Genomic DNA, 19,386 nt, shown 5'->3' on the forward strand with positions numbered 1-19,386 from the left:
CCGTCAGCTGCTGCTTGCCGCCAGCAGGCACAGGCTGTGGGCGGGCAGCTGCCACTGACCGTCGGGGTCCTGCTGCAACGGCGCTTCCGGGGTCTGCAGCAGGACCTTGCGGAACTCCATGCCGTCCAGTTCCACGCGGTAGGCCTGCGGCGTGGTGCCGGTGTTGATCAACAGCGCCAGGCTGACATGCCGGCCCGGCTCCTGCAGGCCACTGTCCGGACTGCGGCCATCGAGCACGATGGTCAGCGCCCGTCGCTCACCGTCATGCCAGTGCACCTCCTGCATCCGGTGTCCTTCCGGGGTGAACCAGTGGATATCGCCGCTGCGTTGTCCTGCATCGCGCAGGAAGCGGTTGCGGCGCAGCAGTCCATAGCGGCGACGCAGCAGCAGCAGGCGGCGGACGAAGGCCAGCTGGGCCTGCGCCAGCGGTTGTTCGGCGCGCTCCCAGTCGATCCACGCCAGCTCGTTGTCCTGGCAGTAGACGTTGTTGTTGCCCTGTTGGGTATGGCCGAACTCATCGCCGGCCAGCAGCATCGGGGTGCCCTGTGACAGCAGCAGCGTCGCGAGCAGGTTGCGCATCTGCTGCGCCCGCAACGCCAGGATCGCCGGCTGTTCGGTCGGTCCTTCCACGCCGTGGTTGCTGGACAGGTTGTTGCCGTGTCCGTCGCGCCCCTCTTCCCCGTTGGCAAGGTTGTGCCGGTGCTCGTAACTGACCAGATCGTGCAGGCTGAACCCATCGTGGGCGGTAACGAAGTTGATGCTGGCCGATGGACGTCGGCCGTGGTGGTCGAACAGGTCCGCTGAACCGGTGAAGCGCGCGGCGAAGCCCGGCAGCTGCCCGCCATCACCGCGCCACAGCGCACGGCTGGTGTCACGGAATCGATCGTTCCATTCCGCCCAGCCCGGCGCGAAGGCCCCCAACTGGTAGCCGCCCGGACCGATGTCCCACGGCTCGGCGATCAGCTTGACCTGGCTCAGCACCGGATCCTGGCGCACTGCGTCCAGGAAACTGCAGGACGGATCAAAGCCATGCCTTTCCCTGCCCAGGATGGTGGCCAGGTCGAAGCGGAAACCATCCACGCGCATTTCCGTCACCCAGTACCGCAGTGAATCCATCACCATGCGCAGCGCACCGGCGTTGGTCAGGTCGAAGGTGTTGCCGGTCCCGGTATCGTTGATGTAGTAACGACGGTCATCGCCCAGCCGGTAATAACTGGTGTTGTCGATGCCCTTGAACGACAGCGTCGGGCCCAGCTCATTGCCTTCGGCGGTGTGGTTGTAGGCAACATCCAGCAGCACTTCCAGCCCGGCATGGTGCATGCGCGCGACCATCTGCTTGAACTCGGCCACCGTGCCCAGCGACAGATAGCGCGGGTGCGGGGCGAAGAAGCCGATCGAGTTGTAGCCCCAGTAGTTGCGCAGGCCCTGCTGCAGCAGGTGCTGCTCATCGACGAAGGCATGCACGGGCAGCAGCTCGATCGCGGTCACGCCCAGGTGCTTGAGATGGCCCACCAGCGCATCGTGGCGCAGCGCGGAGAACGTGCCGCGCTCGTCCTTGGATACGGACGGATGGCGCATGGTGAGCCCGCGCACGTGCGCTTCGTAGATCACGGTGCGGTCCCACGGGGTGGCCGGCGCCCGTTCACTGCCCCAGCTGAACGCGGGGTCGATCACCGCGCAGCGCGGCATGTAGGCGGCGCTGTCACGCTTGTCGAAACTCAGGTCGCGGTCGCGATGGCCGATGGTGTAGCCGAACAGGTGGGGCGCCCACTTGAGTTCGCCCACGATCTGCTTGGCATAGGGGTCAAGCAGCAGCTTATTGGGGTTGAAGCGATGCCCCGCATCCGGCGCGTAGGGGCCATGCACGCGGTACCCATAACGCTGGCCCGGACGCGCATCAGGCAGGTAGCCATGCCATATTTCGTCGGTGTATTCGGGCAGCGCGATGCGTTCTTTTTCGCGCCCGCGTTCGTCGAACAGGCACAGCTCGACGCGGGTGGCATGCCGGGAGTACAGCGCGAAATTGACCCCCAGTCCGTCCCAACTGGCACCCAGCGGATACGGCAGCCCTTCGCGGACACGCGACGTCTGCGTCCATTTACGAAGGGCCACTGCCTGCCTCCGGGTCCCTTTCATGGGCGGCTGCTATGTCGGCCAGCACCAGCCGTTCGGCCATCTGCCAGTGCCGTTGCTGCTGCCCATCGGGACGACCTTCGGCTTCCCATATCTGGTGGGCCAGCGCAGCGGTGCGCGCCCGGCGTTGTTCAGCATCCATCCTCATCTCCGTTATCCAGAACCCAGATCGCCACGGGGGCCCCATCGAGCAGCGAGGACGCATCGACGTCCTGCCCTCCTTCACACCGCCGTGCATCCAGCAGGCTGCGCCAGTGTCCCACTGGCAACGTGACGCGGCCGGCGTGGCCGGCGCCCTGCCGCAACAGGCCGGGGCCGGCAAGCTCCACGTCCACCGACGCGGCGGCATCGACCACCAGTACCATGCCGTGCGTGCCGGCCAGCCGCCCCAGCGCCCATACCGCACCGTGCGCGGCCAGCGCCGTCAACGGGGCGGCACCGAACAGGTCCGGCATGGCGGCGCGGCAGCGCAGCAGGGTAGCCAGCAGCAGCGCCTTGGGCGCGCCATCGGACCAAGCCCGCAGTGCCTGCTGCCAGTCCGGTGCAGCGGCCAGCCATGCACGCCGTTGCGCGTAGTCCACCGCGCCGCGGTTGTCCGGATCGACCATGCTGGTATCCCAGCCCTCGTTACCCTGGTAGATGTCCGGCACCCCCGGGCAACACAGCTGCAGGGCCAGCTGGACCAGTCCCAGGCGCGCCGCATGTGGCGCAATGCCATGCACGAACGCCTCCACGGCCGAACGCAGCACCGCCGCCTCCGGGCTGCCGCCAAACCACGCCAACCAGTCGGCCGCCGCCTGCTCCAGGACCGGGTCGGGGTCACTCCAGCTGCTCACCCGCTTGCCTTCACGCAGGGCCTTCTGCAACCAGCCACCGACGCGCGCGATGAACGCAGCATCCACCGCCTCCGCCTGCAGTGGCCAGCTGCCGACCAAGGTCTGCCACAGCATGCTGGTTTCGCCACCCGGCAGCGGGCACGGATGCCCGGCCGCGACCGCCAGCGCATTCCAGTGGCGCTGCTGGCCTGCCCAGTACGCCACGTTCCAGCTCAGCACCGCCAGCCGACAGCGCGCATCCGGGCCGCGCTTGTGGTCGTGGGTGGCCACGGCAAGCAGGGCCTGCGGCCAGTGCTGCGCGCGTTGCCCTGCGCATCCCAGGAACTGCTCCAGCGGCAGGTGGATCCGGTCCGGGTCACTGCCTACTTCGTTGCGCGACAGCAGCCGCGCGTACCGATAGAAGGTGGTGTCCTCGACCGCCTTGGCGTTGAGCGGCGCGGTCAGCTGTTCGAACCGGGTGCGCAGGGCCGGGTGCTCGCCCAGCCACGTGCAGACATGCCGCAGCGCCGCGCGATCACCTTCACCCAGCTGCGCAGCGGCTGCCGTGGCGGCGCGGTCCAGCCACTGCTGGTCGGCTGCCGAGCGCAACCCGTGGGTGCGATACACCGGGAAATGCTGCAGCAGGGCGATCGCTGCGCGTTCGAACATGCCGCCGGTCAGGTCCGCTGCTTCGGGATCATTCGCGCAGGGTTCGGCCAGGCCGCGCAGGAACCGATCAAGGTCGCAGCGCAACGAGCCCTGCAGCATCTGCAGCCGGGCCTGCTGCTGCCAGGCATCGAAACCGCGTCCGTCCCCGCTCTGCGCCTGCCAGAGCGCCTGCAGGGCAGGTTCGGCGGCGCCGTCGTGCAGCAAGGCGCCCACCTGGTCCATGAAGTCGTAACCGGTGGTCCCATCGCAGGTCCAGTCGGCCGGCAGCGCTTCACCGTCGGCGAGGATCTTCTCCACGTGCAGGGTGATCGAACCGGGCGGGAGGCTGCGCTGCGCGGCCACGCCGTCCAGGCACGTCCGCAGCTGCTGCAGGTACCCGGCCGGATCGGCCAGCCCGTCGACATGATCGATGCGCAGGCCATCGACGTGGCCTTCGGCGACCAGCCGCAGCGGCAGCGCGTGCACCGCCTCGAAGACCTGCGGTTCTTCCACCTTCAACGCCACCAGCCCATCGATGTCGAAGAAGCGACGGTAGTTGGTGCGGTCAGCGCCGCTGCGCCACCACGCCAGCCGGTAGGCCTGGCGCTGCAGCAGGTCATGCAGTCGCTGCGGCGAGCGCTGGCAGCGCTCGACCCAGGCCGGCCAGCTGTCGGCGGCTGCAGGGAAGCTCAGCGGTGACAGCGGCAAAGTGAGGTCGTGGTGGCGCAGGCAGGGACCGGTCGCACCGATGTCCAGGCTCAGTACGCCGTCGGCGAGCGCAGCGGCCAGCGGCCTGTCCAGCACGGCCAGCCACAGCTTGCCCTCGCACCCGGGCGCCTCCCAGTCGATATCGAACCAGCCTGCATGCACGCTGCGCCGGCCGTGCCGCAGCACGTCGCTCCACCACCGATTGCCCGGATGCGCCGCCATGTGGTTGGGCACGATGTCCAGCAGGATGCCCATGGCATGCGCCCGCACCGCCTCGGCCAGCCGCGCGAAACCGGCTTCGCCGCCCAGTTCGGGGCTGATCCGGGTGGGGTCGATGTTGTCATAACCGTGCGTCGACCCCGGTACGGCCGCCGCGATCGGTGAAAGGTACAGGTGACTGATGCCCAGGCGTGCAAAATAATCGACCTGGGCTGCGGCGGCATCGAAATCGAAGCCGGCATGCAGCTGCAGGCGCACGCTGGCACGCAGCGCGGTCATGCGCCCACCGCCGGCATCCGCTGTGCGGCAAACGCAGACAGGCGCTGGTCGAGCGCGCCATCATCGTCCTGCAGCCGCAACCGCTGCCGCCAGTTCGGGTGCTCGTCCACGGTACCGGGCAGGTTCGGCTGCTCGATGATCCCCGCCGCGTCCTCCAGCGGCAGCAGCGCCAGCACCGACGGCGTACGCGCGGTGAAGGCCAACGCATCGCGCTGCAGATCGCCACTGTCCAGGCCTTCGGCCTGCACCTGCGCGGCCAGCTGCCGCACCTCGGCCTGGCGCTGTTCGAGCTGCAGCTGCTGCGCCGCTTCGCCGGTCCAGCCCAGTCGACGCCGCCATTGCAGGTCGCGCCCCTGCAGCCAGCCTGCAACAGGTGGCAGGTCATGGGTGGAGCTCATCGCCACTGCCGATGCACGCCACTGCCTGGCCGGCAGGAATCCCTGTCCATCGCGGCTGAAGGCCAGTACGTCCATGCCCAGTACGCCGCGCGACGCCAGGGCATCGCGGATGCCGGGGGGCACGACCCCCAGGTCTTCGCCGATCACCACGCAGCGGTGGCGGCATGATTCAAGCACCAGCAGGTTGAGCAGGTCATCGAACGGGCAGCGCAGGTAGACGCCCTGCCCCGCGCCGGCACCCCGCGGCAGCACCCACAGCCGCAGCAGGCCCAGGATGTGGTCGATGCGCACGCCGCCGCGCCGCGCCATCACCGCGCGCAGCAGGCTGATGAAGGGCGCATAGCCCTGCGCGCGCAGCGCACGTGGGGCATACCCGGTGATGCCCCACGCCTGCCCATGCGGATTGAACGCGTCCGGGGGTGCGCCCAGCTCCAGGCCCTGCAGCACGGCACCGGCGTTGTCATGCGCCTCCACCCCGGCCGGATCGAAGCCGATCGCCAGGTCGGCGATCAGCCCGATCGCCATGCCGCGTTCGCGTGCATCACGCTGCACCTGGTGCCAGCTCGACTGCACCAACCATTGCCCGAACGCCTGCACCGAAGCCGGCGTCCGGGACAAGGCGGCGGTCTGGCTGGCCCACGACGCCAGCGGCGCACCGTAGGCGGCAATTTCCGATTCGATAAGCTGCCAATGGCCAGGGTGGTGCGTCTGCAGCCACGCGGGCAACCGGCCTATCCACTGCCATTTCGCCGCCGCCGCCGCGGGCCAGTCGATCTGACCGGCCGCTTCGTGCAGGGCAAGGTCCGCATCAAGCCGGGGATCGGCGGCACGCACCGCCAGGGCCGCTTCAGCGAGGTGCTGCAGGGGAGCGCCATGCAACGGCTCCAGCCAGCGCCGGTCGCTCGGCGAATACGGACTGAAACTGCTGCGGATCGGCATGTTGGCGTGGATCGGCGAAAGCCCGATCGCGTCCCCACCATGGCGCTGCAGGCGCGGCAGCCAGGCTGCAATCCCGCCGCTGTCACCGATCCCGCCATCGCCTGTGGCGGACACGCCGTACACCTGCGTGGAAATGCCCCAGTAGCGGGGGCCATCGGCCCTGTCGGGGAACCATGCGTGCAGCGGCGCCACGGCCACGGCCTGCAGGCGTTCGCCCTGGCGCCAGTGCCAGTAGCCCGGCGTTGCCGGCGCAAGCCACTGATCGGGACCGACCTGCTGCGCCGGCAGCTCCGCCCCCTGTTCGCCCACCCAATGGGCAGGCCCGGATCCCGCAGCAGGCACCCGCAGCCCCTGGCCGGCGATGCAGGTCAGCAGTGGCGGGGAAACACCTTCCTCGTCGGTGTTCCCCTGCAGCGACAGCAACACCGCTTCGACCACGTCCCACGCCACGTCGCGCTCCACGCCGGCCACGTCGGTCCAGCGTACCTGCAGGCCGGCCTGGTCAGCGCACTGCTGCAACGGATGGCGGCCGCTCATCCCGCCACCCAGTGCACCCGCACGCTGCCGGCGGCGATCCTGCCGGCCGCGGCGGGCTGCTGTTCCCACACCAGCGCGCCATCGGGAAGCGCGTGCTCCACCTCGGAATCGCCCACGTTGATCGCGATCCACCACTGCCCCTCCGGCAGCTGCCAGCCCGCCTGCACCGCCTGCTGTACCAGTACCCGCGCGCCCAGCGAGCGCGCCTGCGCCAGTCCCGGCTGCAGGTAGCGACGACGCAGCGCAAGCAGTTCGGTGAACACGGCAAGATGCGCATCGGCATCTGCATCACCGGCCGCAGGCAGCATGACCCGGCACGCATCGAAGGTGGCGCGCGCATTGGGATCGGGGATCCGCTGGCGCTGGTCGGCATCGGCGAACGCGGCGAAACCGGCGAACTCGCGTCGTCGCCCCTCGCGTACGAGGTCATCCAGCGGCGCCACGTAATCAGTGAAGAACAGGAACGGCTGTCGCGCCTGCCATGGCTCGCCCATGAACAGCAACGGCACCATCGGCAGCAGCAGCACCAGCGCCAGCGCGGCGCGCGCATGCGCCGCGGGGACCAGTGTCACCAGCCGCTCGCCGAATGCCCGGTTGCCGATCTGGTCGTGGTTCTGCGCGAAGACCACGAAGCGCTGCGGCGGCACGTCCGCGCTCGGCTCGCCGCGCAGTTCGCCCTTGTGGTTGCGCTCGCCCTGCCATGCAAATCCCTCCGAAAGCGCGCGCGCCAGCAACTGTGGTGCGCGCCCGGCGTAGTCGGCGTAATACCCCTCCACTTCGCCGGTCAGCATCACGTGCAGCGCATTGTGGACGTCATCGTTCCACTGCGCCTGGTAGTCCCCCCGCAGCCAGCGCGACTGGTTGCGTTCGTTTTCCAGCACCAGGTGAACATGCGGCCGCCCCGGGCAGCCCTCGCGTATCGCCTGCACCAGTTCACCCAGGAACGCATTTGGGGTGATCGCCTGCACCGCGTCCAGCCGCAAGCCGTCGAAACGGTACTCCTGCAGCCACATCAAGGCGTTGTCGACGAAGAAGCGCTTGACCTGCGCCTGGGTGAAATCAATGGCCTCGCCCCACGGCGTGGGTGCATCGCGCTTGAAGAATGCCGAGGCGTAGGTGTCCAGCAGGTTGCCCTGCGGCCCGAAATGGTTGTAGACCACGTCCAGCAGCACCGCCATGCCGTGTCCGTGGGCGGCGTCGACCAGCGCCTTGAGCGCGTCCGGATGCCCGTAGGCCTCGGCGGGCGCGTACGGGAAGACGCCGTCGTAGCCCCAGTTGCGACGCCCCGGGAACTGCGCCACCGGCATCAGCTCCAGCGCGGTGATACCCATCGCGGCCAGCGCAGGCAACTGCGCCATCAGCCCGGCAGTGCCCCCGCTGCAGCCCAGGTGCACCTCGTAGATGACCAGTTCCTGCCAGGGCCGCCCCTCCCATCGTGACTGCCACGCGTGGCCATCATCGGGAAGCAGTGCACTGGCACCCTCGACCCCATGCGGCTGCCAGCGCGACGCAGGATCGGGCACCTGCGCCTGGCCATCGACCAGGAACCGGTACGGCGTTCCGCTGCTGCCGGAGGCCTCCAAGAAGAAGCAGCCCTCGTGTTCGGGCTGCATCGGATGCACCTCGCCATCGAGTACCACTGCAACCTGCCCGGCATCGGGCGCCCACAGCCTGAACGCATAGCGTCCGTCGCCGAGCGGCCATGCGCCCAGCCGCCCCCTCCCCGCTGGTGTCATGCGTCGACCTGCAGGTAGAGCGTGGCCAGCGGCGGCAGGGTCAGCTGCAGCGAATGCGGCTGCCCGTGCATGCTGTGCGGCTGGGTGTGCAGTGCACCGCCGTTGCCCGCATTGCTGCCGGCGTAGAAGGCGCTGTCCGTGTTGAGCACCTCACGCCACTGCCCGGCACGCGGCACGCCCACGCGGTAATCATGGCGGGGCACCGGGGTCAGGTTGCTGACCACCAGCAACGGCGGAGCGTGTCCGTGCGGATCGTGGCGGACGAAGGCGAACACGCTGTTGGCATGGTCATCGCCGATGCTCCATTCAAACGTGCGTTCGTCCTGCTCGTCGCGGTGCAGCGCGGGTTGAGCGCGCAGCAGCCGGTTGAGGTCACCGACCAGCCGGGCCACGCCGTGGTTGAACGGGCGTCCGGCCTGCTCCCAGTCCAGTGCAGCGTCATGGTTCCATTCGTGGGCCTGGCCGAACTCCCCGCCCATGAACAGCAGTTTGCTGCCCGGGTGCGCCCACATGAGTGCGTAGTAGGCGCGCAGGTTGGCAAAGCGCTGCCACTCATCACCGGGCATGCGCGCCAGCAGCGCGCCCTTGCCGTGCACCACTTCGTCATGCGAAAGCGGCAGCACATACCGTTCGGAAAACGCGTAGACCAGGCCGAAGGTCATCTCGCTGTGGTGGTGCTGGCGATGCACCGGGTCATGCTGCATGTAGCGCAGTGAGTCGTGCATCCAGCCCATGTTCCACTTGTGCGAGAAGCCCAGGCCGCCCTGCTCCACCGGCGCGGTGACCCCGGGCCATGCGGTGGATTCCTCGGCGATGACCATCACCTCGGGGAAGCGTGCCTGCAGCGTGGTGTTCATCCGCTTCAGGAACGCGACCGCCTGCAGGTTCTCGCGCCCGCCATGCTCGTTTGCCACCCACTCGCCTTCGTTGCGGCTGTAGTCGCGGTACAGCATCGAAGCGACCGCATCCACGCGCAGGCCATCGACATGGAAACGTTCGATCCATTCCAAGGCGCTGCCGATCAGGTAGCCGGCCACTTCATTGCGGCCGTAGTTGTAGATCAGGGTGTGCCAGTCCTGGTGGAAGCCTTCGCGCGGGTCGGCGTGTTCGTACAGCGCGGTGCCATCGAAGCGCTCCAGCCCGTGTGCATCATTGGGGAAATGGGCGCTGACCCAGTCGACGATCACGCCGATACCGGCCTGGTGGCAGCGGTCGACGAAGCGCGCGAAATCCTCCGGCGTACCGTGGCGCGCGGTCGGTGCGTAGATACCCAGCGGCTGGTAGCCCCACGAGCCACCGAAGGGATGCTCGCTGACCGGCAGCAGTTCGATGTGGGTGAAGCCCAGCCCCTGCACATGCGGGATGAGGCGGTCGCCCAGCGCGTTCCAGTCGTAGGCATTGCCCTCGGCATCGCGCTGCCAAGATCCGGCATGTACTTCGTAGATCGACAGGGGGGCGTGGCGTGCGGCGGTGCGCTGTTGCATCCACTGCGCATCCTGCCACTGCCGTGCCTCGGCCGGCGCCACGCGCGAGGCGGTGGCCGGCGGCAGTTCGGCCCAGCGCGCCATCGGGTCGGCCTTGTCGGCCAGGATCGTGCCGTCGGCCCCGGTGATGCGGTACTTGTAGCGCGCACCGGCCGCCACGCCGGGCAGGAACAGCTCCCACACCCCGCCATCATGGCGCAGCCGCATCGGGTGGCGGCGCCCGTCCCAGCCGTTGAATTCACCGACCACCGCGACGCGCTGCGCATTGGGCGCCCACACCGCAAAACGAACGCCGTCCACGCCGTCGACCTGCATCGGCAGGGCGCCGAGCGCGCGCATCGCCTCACCGTCACCGTCGCGGATTCCTGCAAGCACGTCATCCGGCAGCAGCGGCCAGAACCCATACGGATCCTCCATCCGCTGCTCACCCTCGGCCCAGCTGATCCGCAGCATCGCCCGGCCCGGGCCCGGCACCGCCAGCTGGAACAGCCCATCGGCCGCCGTGGCAGCCAGCGCCTGTTCGGCCGCCTCGCCTGGCAGCCGCGCCCACACCGCCCGGGCTTCCGGCAGCAGCACACGCAGCACGTGCCCGCCCTTGCCATCGGCATGCACGCCCAGCCAGGCAAACGGGTCCACCGGTTCGCCGCGCGACAGCGCCAGCAACGGCTCGGGAAGGGGATCAATCATTGCCGATACATCCGTTTCGCGCACCACGGCAGGCGATGGACCATGCTCACCGTCCATCATGCCGCCACCTGCCTTGCCTGCTGGTACAGGTCGAGGTAGTGCCGCCCGGCGATGTCCCAGCCACTGGGGCGCAGCATCGCCGCACGCTGCATCGACCGCAGCAGCGACGGCATGCGGAAGGTGCGCAGCGCGCGTTCCACGCAGCGACGCATCACGTTGGCGGTGGCCTCATGGAACAGGAAGCCGGTCACGCCGTCATCCACGGTATCCACCAGCCCGCCGGTGGCATGCGCGATGGGCAGGCAGCCGAACCGCTGGGCATACATCTGGCTCAGCCCGCACGGTTCGAAGCGCGAGGGCATCAGCAGGAAATCGGCGCCGGCGAACATCTGCCGGGCCAGTTGTTCATCGAATCCGATCCACGCCCCGACCTGGCCGGGGAAACGCCGCGCCAGCGCGCGGACCTGTTGTTCGACCTGCGGCTCACCGCCGCCGATCACCACCAGCTGGCCACCGGCCGCGATGATCTGCGGGGCCACGTCACAGGTGATGTCCAGGCCCTTCTGGTGCACCAGCCGGCTGACCACTGCGAACAACGGGCCGCCACTGTCGCGCAGCCCGAAGGCCTGGCGGACGCTGGCGGCATTGTCGGCCCGGCCAGCGCACTGCTGCACGCTGAAATGGGCGCTCAGGTGCTGGTCCGAGCGCGGATCCCAGCTGGCGTCGATACCGTTGACGATACCGCTCAGGTGGCCGCGCGCGGCGCGTCGCGCCAGCAGTGCATCCAGTCCGCAGCCATCGGCCGGTGCGGTGATCTGCTCGGCATAGTTCAGGCTTACGGTATTCAGTCGCGTGGCATTGACGATCCCCGCCTGCAGGAAGGACATGTGGCCGAAGAACTGCATTTCCTCCAGGTGCCCGGCCGGGATCCCCAGCGCCTCGGAAAGCGCGTACGGGAACAAGCCCTGGTAGGCCAGGTTGTGGATGGTCAGCAGGGTGGCCACCTGCGTGCCGTCCCAGCGCACGTACGCGGCCGCCAGCGCGGTCGGCCAGTCATTGAGGTGCAACAGGCCCGGCTTCCATTCCATCCCGGTGCGGCCCGCGGCGATTTCCGCCGCGGCGTGCGACAGGGTCGCGAAGCGGATCGCGTTGTCCTTCCATTCCTTGCCTGCATGGTCGACGTACGGCGTGCCTTCGCGGTCGAACAAGGGGCCGTTGAGCAGTACGTAGATCGGCAGCCCGTCGCTCTGCATCGCCCGTCCGATGCGGCAGGCGGGCAGGTGGCCGCGAGGTGCAACGCTGCCGACCACTTCGATCGAGCGCAGCCGCGACAGCACCTCCGGATAGCCCGGAATCAGCACCCGCACATCACACGCGCCGCGCAGGGCGCGCGGCAATGAAGCGGCGACATCACCGAGGCCACCGGCCTTGATGAAGTCGGCCATTTCAGAAACGACGAACAGGACCGGCTCGCCACGATCCACCGATGCAACGGCGGGGACGAACCGTCCGCGCACATCACGCCGGCGCGAGCGCTGGCTCGTCTTGCGCGCGACAGGGGACGGCTTTGGACGACTGAAGGGAGGCATCGTGTTCATCAGGGGGCTCGAAAGGCGTGCAGAGTGGCGTACCCAGCCGCCCGTTCAGGCAGCGAGGTAGTAATCGGGGATCGGCGCGGGCGTGGGGGACGCTGGCGTTGCTCTTGCAGTGAATCTATACCTGCAGCGAATCAACCCTTCGTGAAATCAGAGCGCACTCTGTGTGACATTGCGTAATGAGCGCCGTACAGCGACGCATGAGGGCGCTGATGAACTGCTTCAGAAACGAATGCGACAGCGCCACTGCGCGTGAACTGCGCAGCATTACGACACCGCGCGCGCTGCACACGGCGGCGTACGTTTCAGTCCGGTCGGGGCGTGATGGTGATGCGCCCCGACGTCTCCAACATCGCCAGTTCAATGTCGGCATGCTGCCGACAGCCCTCGCTGCGCATCGCGACATCGAGATCGGCGGGGGAGAGATTGCAGTGGCGCAACTGGTTCCAGAACACCGTGCCATTGCGCACCAGCACCACCGGTGCCCCTTCCACGAGGCGATCCAGCCGACGGTTGCGCGCGGTCACGAAACCCACCAGCCAGTTCAACGACAACAGCGTGGCCGCCAGCAGCAGCCCACCGAGCAGCGAGCTGTCCTGGCCGATCAGTGAGTTCTGCACGGCATTGCCCAGCAGCACGATGACCAGCACGTCGAAGGCAGTGGACTGTCCGAGCGAGCGCTTGCCGCTGAGCCGCGTCATCAGCAGCACGATCACATACACGGCCACGGCGCGCAGGATGAACTCCCACCACGGCATGCTCAATGTCCACAGATCACTCATGACCCGCCCTCCCCTCGCCGATGACACGGCCTGTTCTAGTGCAGCCCCTGTCAGCGGGCAGTGAGCGGTCCGGGCTGCAGCGTACGGCCATCGGCCAGCCGCAGTACCTGTTGGCCGAACATCGTCACGTCCTGCGGATCATGGCTGATCAGCAGCAGCGGAATGCCGGCCTGCTCCAGCACCGCCTGCAGCTCGCTGCGCAGGTGGGCACGCAGATCGTGGTCCAGCGCGGCGAACGGTTCATCCAACAGCAGCGCACGCGGTCGGGTCACCAGTGCCCTGGCCAATGCCGTGCGTTGACGCTGGCCGCCGGACACCTGCGATGGCATCAGGTCCCCCAGGCGCTCGATACGCAGCGCCTGCAGCCAGTGCTCCACTTCGGCATGGCGGCCGCCGCGGCGTGGATTCCACCATCCCGTCTGCAGGCCGAAGGCAACGTTCTGGCGCACCGTAAGGTGCGGGAACAACGCGTAATCCTGGAACACATATCCAAGCCGGCGCGCGCGTGCCGGCAAGCAGATGCCGGCGGCGGCATCGAACAGCACCTGGCCATCCAGCACGATGCGGCCGGCGTCGGGCGTGAGCAGCCCGGCGATGGCCTTCAGGGTCAGGCTCTTGCCGGCACCGGACGGGCCGAACAGCACCACGTGGCGCTGGCTGCAGTGCAGCTGCACTTGCAGGCGGAAGTGCTGGCCGGCGGCCTGCAGGTGACGGCTGATATCGGCTTCAAGCCACATCACGCACCTCCTGCCGGCGTCCGCCAACCAGTCGCGCAGCCACCAGCAGCACCACGATGCAGACCGCCGAGGTGAGCAGCACCAGCGTATTGGCGCGGCCATCCTGGCCCGCCTGCACTGCCTCGTAGATGGCGATGGACAACGTCTGGGTGCGCCCGGGAATGCTGCCGGCCACCATCAGCGTGGCACCGAATTCCCCCATCGCGCGGGCGAACGCCAACAACAGCCCCGCCAGGATGCCGCGCCAGGCCAGCGGCAGCGTGATGCGGAAGAACACCGCCGCCTCAGTGGCACCCAGCGTGCGCGCTGCCTGCTCCAGCTGGCCGTCCACGCCTTCGAAGGCCGCGCGGGCCGGCTTGAACACCAGCGGCAGGGCCGCCACCGCGGCGGCGATCACCGCCGCCTGCCAGGTGAATACCAGGTTGATGCCGAAGCTGGACTGCAGCCACCCGCCCAGCGGACCGTTGCGACCGATCAGCACCAGCAGGTAGTAACCGAGCACGGTCGGCGGCAGCACCATCGGCAGGGTCAGCAGCGTGTCCAGCAGTTCGCGCCCGGGGAAGCGGCGGCGGGCCAGCAGCCAGCCCAGCGCGACACCCAGCACAAGGTTTATCGCAGTGGCCCAGCCGGCCACCTTCAGCGACAACCCGAGTGCGCTCCAGTCCAGGTCCATCGGTCAGGGCGAGCTGAAGCCATGCCGGCGCAGGATCGCCTGGCCCGCTGCCGATTGCACGAAGCTGACGAAGCGCTTCGCTTCGGCCGCCCTGCTGCTGTGCGAAGCCACCGCCAGCGGATAGGTGATGCCGGCGCTGACCGGCACCTGGAAGGCGCGCTTGACACGGCCTGGCATCGCCTGCGCGTCGGTGGCATAGACGAAACCGGCGTCCACTTCGCCGCGGACCACGTAGTCCAGCGACTGGCGCACGTTCTGGGTGGTGATCGCCTTGGGCTGCACGGCGGTCCACAGTGCGGCGGACTGCAGCGCGGCGCGTGCATAACGGCCCACCGGCACGCTGTCCGGGTTGCCGATGGCCACCCGCGTGACCGCCGGTTGCGCGAGCGACTGCAGCGAAGTCAGGGGCAGTGCGCTGTCCGGCGGCACGATCACCCACAGCGCATTGCGCGCGAACACCTGGCGGGTGGCCGGGTCGACGTGGCCGCCCTGCACCGCCTGGTCCATGGTGGCCTCATCGGCCGACGCAAGGACGTCCACCGGCGCCCCGCGCGCGATCTGCTGCAGCAGGACCCCGGAGGCGGCGAAGTTCAGGTCGATCCGGGTGCCGGGATGCGCCTTCTGGTAGGCGCTGGCGATCTCGCGGAAGCTTTCGGTCAGGCTCGAGGCCGCCGATACGGTCAACTCTGCGGCACCCGCCAGCGGCGCCGCGGCGAGCAGCAGGAACGCGGCAATCAGGGTTTTCATCGGATGGGTCTCTTTCAGGGTAGCGGGGGCGGCGGTGCGGGGCGGGCCCCATCGTCGGCGTGGCACAGCGAACAACCTTCGCTCCAGACGCTGTCGCCGTCCAGGTAGTGCTCCTGTTTCCAGATCGGGCTGCGATGCTTGACCGCTTCGATCAGCGCGCGGCAGGCCTTGAAGGCCTCGTCGCGGTGCGGCGTTCCGGCGGCCACCACCACCGCCGTATCGCCGACCGCCAGGCGCCCCTTGGCATGCGCCACGTAGAGTTTCACCCGCGGCCCGAACTGCGCGCGCACTTCAGCGACCAGTCGTTCGAACTCGGCCATCACCAACGGGTCGAACAGGTCGTAGGTGATGCCCTGTACCGCGCGCCCCTGATTGAGGTCGCGCACTTTGCCGATGAATACATCGATACCGCCGAAGCCGGGATCGGACACGAACGCGATCGCCTCGGCCGCATCGATGGCCGCGCTGGCGCGCTCGACGATCATCCACTGGTCCTGCTCTGGCATGCTCATCCTCCACTCACCGGCGGCAGGATCGCCACGCGCCCGTCATCGGGCAGCGCGTCATCATCGCGCAGCACCTGCTGCTGGTCGGAGAACGCCGAATAGTCCAGCAATCCAGCGCGGAACGCGGGCCAGCGCAGCGGCAGCAGCGCCTTCAATGCCGCACGCAGATCCGCTACCTGGCCGCCGGCCACCTCCACCGCGATTTCGCGCGCGGGATCCAGTTCGCAAAACGCGCCGAACAACTGCACCGTCACCTGCCTCATGCCTGCTCCTGTCGATTCACCTGCAGGGGCGTTGCATGGCCCCAGCCCATTACCTGCACCGGGGTTCCCGCCGGGGCATGGCTACCCGCTTCATCCAGTACCGCCCACGCATTGGCCTGCAATGAAGACTTCAGGCGGAATGACTCCTGCCCGGCCAACACGCGCACGCCCAGCTGCCCGCTGGCATCAACCTGCACCCGTGCACGCGCGTGGAAGCGCAGGCCTTCCGGCTTGTCCGCGGCGGCCAGCAGGGGCAGGCGCAGCGCGACCTCCGCAGGCAGGCCGAGCATGCCGCGCAACAGGGGCTCCACGAAGAAGCGCTGGCCGACCGCGGTCGATACCGGGTTGCCCGGCAGGCCGAAGTACAGCGCGCCGCAGGGCAGTCGCGCGAACAACACCGGCTTGCCCGGACGGATCGCCACCTTGTGGAACAGGATCTGCGCCCCGCGCGCCTGCAGCGCGGCGGGAATGAAATCGTAGCGGCCGGCAGACACCGCGCCGGTACTCACCAGTACGTGCGCGCCGCCGGCAAGCGCCTGGTCCATCGCCTGATCGAAGGCGGCTGCGTCGTCACCCACCAGCGCATCGGCAACCACCTGCGCACCCGCCAGTTGCAGCCGGGCAATCAGCGCGGGTCGGCTGCTGTCACGGATCTGTCCGGACTGCAGGGCCTGCCCTGCCTGGCTGACCAGCTCCTTGCCGGTGGCGATGACGGCCGCGCGCGGACGCACGCGGACCCTCACCTGCCCCGCGCCGATGGCGTGCAGCAGGCTCAGCGCATTGAGGTCCAGGCACTCACCTTCGGCCAGCACCTGCTCGCCGGACTGCACGTCCTGCCCGCGCAGGCGCACGAACTGCTGCGGTGCCACGTCGGCGCGCAGGCGGATGCGAAGCGGACGTCCCCCTTCGCTGCGCAGGATCTCCACCTGCTCCACCGGCACCACGCTGTCCAGGCCATCGGGAAGACGTGCCCCGGTCATGATTTCCCAAGCGCCGTTGCCCGCCACGCTCGCCGCATCCCCCGCGGCCTGCCACCCTGCTACGTCGAATTCGCTGCCGGCCGTGGCCGTGGATCCATCAAGGCGCAGCGCGAAGCCATCCATCGCAGAATTGTCGAACGGAGAAACGCACTGCGGGCTGTAGACCGGCGCGGACAGCGTACGACCGCACGCCTGGTCCAGCGCGACCGCCTCTTCCGGCAGCAATGCTGCCGCCTCCATCACGATGCGAAGTGCCTCGGCATAGGCGATCACGCGTGCCCCCTGCCGGTCACCATCGCCAGTGCATGGCCCAGCAATGGCGCCAGCATCTCCAGGCATTGCGTGGCGGCGCGCGGGCTGCCCGGCAGGGCGAACACCAGCATGCCGTCCAGCTGCACCACTTCGGCGCGGCTGAGCCAGGCCATCGGCGTGTGCTGGGCGCTGAGCGCGCGCAGCATCTGCGCCAGCCCATCGACCCGCCGGCCACCCAGCGACTGGAGCGCTTCCGGGGTCAGGTCACGCGGCCCCAGTCCGGTGCCGCCAGTGCACAGGCACAGCTGCACGCCCTCCGCCGCCAGCGCGCGCAGGCGCGACGCCAGCGGTTCGATGCCATCGGCGAGCAGCTCCGCGTGCAGGACCTGCGCACCCAGCGCCTGCAGGCCCTCCACCAGTACCGGTCCGGAACGATCCTCGTAGCGGCCATCGCTGGCACGATCACTCAGGGTCAGCACCGCGCTCCGCGCGCCGTCCAACTGCAACGGCGCACGCGGGGCGAAGCGTTCGGTTTCCTGCGCATCCATGCCCTGCGGATGGATCCATACCCCGCGCTTGCCACCTTCTTTGAACAGCAGCCGCACGCCACCGATCTCCAGTGCCGGTTCGACCGGTTTGGTCAGGTCATAGAGGGTCAGCAGCGCGGCGTTGACCCCGGCCAGGGCCTCCATCTCCACCCCGGTGCGGGCCTCGCTGGCACACTCGCACCACACGCGGATGGCGTGCCGTGCGGGCACCGGCGCACAGTGCACGCGCACCAGTTCCAGCGGCAGCGGGTGGCACAACGGCATCAGCGCGGAGGCCATCTTGGCGCCCTGCAGCCCGGCGATCTCCGCCATCACCAGCGCATCGCCCTTGGGCAGGCGGCGCTCGACGATCATCGGGTACGCCAGTGGACCCGCCAGCAGTTCGCCGACCGCCACCGCGCGACGTCGGGTGATCCGTTTGTCACGCACATCGGCCATGTGGAAGGCCGCGCTCATCTCACCGCTCATGCTGTATTTCATCCTCCAATGGAGGCCAGGTGCGGGATCAGCCCGGTCTGGCCCTGGTGCAAGCCGTGGCCGGCCGCCTTCAACCCAAGCTGGGTCGTGATGCGGGCCAGCAGGGCATCGAAATCGTCATCGGACTGCAGCAGCGGGCGCAGTGGCACGCCGAACTCACCGAACAGGCACAGCCGCAGGTCACCGCGCGCGGTCACCCGCAGGCGGTTGCAGCTGCTGCAGAAGTCACGGGCATACGGGGCGATGATGCCAACCGTGCCACGGTGGCCCGGATGGCCGAACTCGCGCGCCGGCCCCGCATCCGGATACCGCGGGCGCTCGCTCCAGCCGGCCGCCAGCAACTGGGTGATGACCTCGTCCGCGCGCCGGTGGTGCTGCAGGAAGTAGGCCTCGTTGTCGCCGGTGCGCATCAGTTCAATGAAGCGCACGCTGACCGGCCGCTCGCGCAGGAACTCCATCCACTGCGGCAGTTCGTCGTCATTCACGCCACGCAGCAGTACCGCGTTGAGTTTCACCGACGCGATGCCCAGTGCCTGGGCCATCTGCAGGCCCTGCAGGATCTCCGGCTGCCGATCATGCCCGGTCAGGGCATGGAAGCGATCGCGCTGCAGGCTGTCCATGCTGACGTTCAACGCGGTCAGGCCGGCGCGATGCCAGCCGGGCAACCGACGTGGCAGCAACGTGCCATTGGTGGTGATGGCCACCTTGCGGATGCCCGGCACGGCGGCGACCGCTTCGATGATCTGTTCCAGATCCTTGCGCAGGCTGGGCTCGCCACCGGTCAGGCGGATCTTGTGCATGCCCAGGGCCGCAAAGCCACGCACCAGCCGCTGGATCTCCGCGACGCCGAGGAAGCGCGGACCGACCTCCCCCTGGTAGCCATCGGGCAGGCAGTAGCTGCAACTGAAATTGCAGGCTTCGGTGAGCGACAGGCGCAGATACGGGAAGCGACGGCCAAAGCTGTCGCCGAGCGCGGGGGCGTCCCCATCAATCATTGCACTTACCCGTCCTACCGGCATGCGTTGTCCATCCGTCCACTTCCCATCGCCATCATGGGCTCCAGCGTACCGTCCGCGCCGTCGTGATGGGATGACTTTCGCGCGCGTTGCGATGCCGGGCTGCAGCGCTGCGCAGCATGCAGCATTCCATTTCGGTTGCCTGCCGATTGATGAGGCACCCGTGCGGCCGCGAGCGCGGGCGATCGCGCGCCGGCCGAGGCAGCGTCTGTGCAGCAGGGCACTGC

At 68.7% G+C, this 19,386-nt stretch carries 16 protein-coding genes; all 16 read right to left on the reverse strand.

Going from position 1 to position 19,386, the window contains the following annotated elements:
* Nucleotides 1-3: 3 nt before the first annotated feature.
* Entirely contained in the window at nucleotides 4-2,112 is a 2,109-nt protein-coding gene (gene glgX, locus QE373_RS09165; RefSeq protein ID WP_309685698.1) for a glycogen debranching protein GlgX, read from the reverse strand.
* Nucleotides 2,099-2,275 (reverse strand): DUF2934 domain-containing protein, encoded by a 177-nt coding sequence (locus tag QE373_RS09170; protein WP_309685700.1) that lies wholly within the window; start codon nucleotides 2,273-2,275, stop codon nucleotides 2,099-2,101. The genes glgX and QE373_RS09170 overlap by 14 nt, the downstream gene beginning before the upstream one ends.
* On the reverse strand, nucleotides 2,265-4,802 hold the full coding sequence (gene treY, locus QE373_RS09175; RefSeq protein WP_309685701.1) for a malto-oligosyltrehalose synthase: 2,538 nt from the start codon (nucleotides 4,800-4,802) through the stop codon (nucleotides 2,265-2,267). Before treY ends, QE373_RS09170 begins: the two co-directional genes overlap by 11 nt.
* Nucleotides 4,799-6,676: a 4-alpha-glucanotransferase gene (locus QE373_RS09180; RefSeq protein WP_309685703.1), complete on the reverse strand. Its 1,878-nt coding sequence runs from the start codon at nucleotides 6,674-6,676 to the stop codon at nucleotides 4,799-4,801. Before QE373_RS09180 ends, treY begins: the two co-directional genes overlap by 4 nt.
* Nucleotides 6,673-8,412 (reverse strand): malto-oligosyltrehalose trehalohydrolase, encoded by a 1,740-nt coding sequence (gene treZ / locus QE373_RS09185; protein WP_309685705.1) that lies wholly within the window; start codon nucleotides 8,410-8,412, stop codon nucleotides 6,673-6,675. Before treZ ends, QE373_RS09180 begins: the two co-directional genes overlap by 4 nt.
* Nucleotides 8,409-10,583, reverse strand: coding sequence for a 1,4-alpha-glucan branching protein GlgB (glgB, locus tag QE373_RS09190; protein WP_309685708.1), 2,175 nt, complete (start codon nucleotides 10,581-10,583; stop codon nucleotides 8,409-8,411). The genes treZ and glgB overlap by 4 nt, the downstream gene beginning before the upstream one ends.
* Before the next feature lie 56 nt (nucleotides 10,584-10,639).
* Complete coding sequence (gene glgA / locus QE373_RS09195; protein WP_309685710.1) at nucleotides 10,640-12,181, reverse strand: glycogen synthase GlgA; 1,542 nt, start codon at nucleotides 12,179-12,181, stop codon at nucleotides 10,640-10,642.
* Nucleotides 12,182-12,483: 302 nt separating this feature from the next.
* Nucleotides 12,484-12,960, reverse strand: coding sequence for a YetF domain-containing protein (locus QE373_RS09200; protein WP_057507675.1), 477 nt, complete (start codon nucleotides 12,958-12,960; stop codon nucleotides 12,484-12,486).
* Between the two features lie 50 nt (nucleotides 12,961-13,010).
* On the reverse strand, nucleotides 13,011-13,697 hold the full coding sequence (locus tag QE373_RS09205; RefSeq protein ID WP_057507676.1) for an ATP-binding cassette domain-containing protein: 687 nt from the start codon (nucleotides 13,695-13,697) through the stop codon (nucleotides 13,011-13,013).
* Nucleotides 13,687-14,370 (reverse strand): molybdate ABC transporter permease subunit, encoded by a 684-nt coding sequence (modB, locus tag QE373_RS09210; RefSeq protein WP_309685713.1) that lies wholly within the window; start codon nucleotides 14,368-14,370, stop codon nucleotides 13,687-13,689. Before modB ends, QE373_RS09205 begins: the two co-directional genes overlap by 11 nt.
* Nucleotides 14,371-14,373: 3 nt before the next feature.
* Complete coding sequence (gene modA, locus QE373_RS09215) at nucleotides 14,374-15,117, reverse strand: molybdate ABC transporter substrate-binding protein (RefSeq protein ID WP_309685715.1); 744 nt, start codon at nucleotides 15,115-15,117, stop codon at nucleotides 14,374-14,376.
* Between the two features lie 14 nt (nucleotides 15,118-15,131).
* Nucleotides 15,132-15,623: a molybdenum cofactor biosynthesis protein MoaE gene (locus QE373_RS09220; protein ID WP_309685716.1), complete on the reverse strand. Its 492-nt coding sequence runs from the start codon at nucleotides 15,621-15,623 to the stop codon at nucleotides 15,132-15,134.
* A 2-nt stretch (nucleotides 15,624-15,625) separates the two neighbouring features.
* Nucleotides 15,626-15,886, reverse strand: a complete 261-nt coding sequence (locus tag QE373_RS09225) for a MoaD/ThiS family protein (RefSeq protein ID WP_309685718.1) — start codon at nucleotides 15,884-15,886, stop codon at nucleotides 15,626-15,628.
* Nucleotides 15,883-17,139, reverse strand: a complete 1,257-nt coding sequence (locus QE373_RS09230) for a molybdopterin molybdotransferase MoeA (protein ID WP_309685720.1) — start codon at nucleotides 17,137-17,139, stop codon at nucleotides 15,883-15,885. The genes QE373_RS09225 and QE373_RS09230 overlap by 4 nt, the downstream gene beginning before the upstream one ends.
* Complete coding sequence (gene moaCB / locus QE373_RS09235; protein WP_309685722.1) at nucleotides 17,136-18,134, reverse strand: bifunctional molybdenum cofactor biosynthesis protein MoaC/MoaB; 999 nt, start codon at nucleotides 18,132-18,134, stop codon at nucleotides 17,136-17,138. The genes QE373_RS09230 and moaCB overlap by 4 nt, the downstream gene beginning before the upstream one ends.
* An 8-nt stretch (nucleotides 18,135-18,142) precedes the next feature.
* On the reverse strand, nucleotides 18,143-19,138 hold the full coding sequence (gene moaA / locus QE373_RS09240) for a GTP 3',8-cyclase MoaA (RefSeq protein WP_309685724.1): 996 nt from the start codon (nucleotides 19,136-19,138) through the stop codon (nucleotides 18,143-18,145).
* Between the last annotated feature and the right edge of the window lie 248 nt (nucleotides 19,139-19,386).

Source organism: Stenotrophomonas sp. SORGH_AS_0321 (assembly GCF_031453215.1).
GTDB lineage: Bacteria > Pseudomonadota > Gammaproteobacteria > Xanthomonadales > Xanthomonadaceae > Stenotrophomonas > Stenotrophomonas chelatiphaga.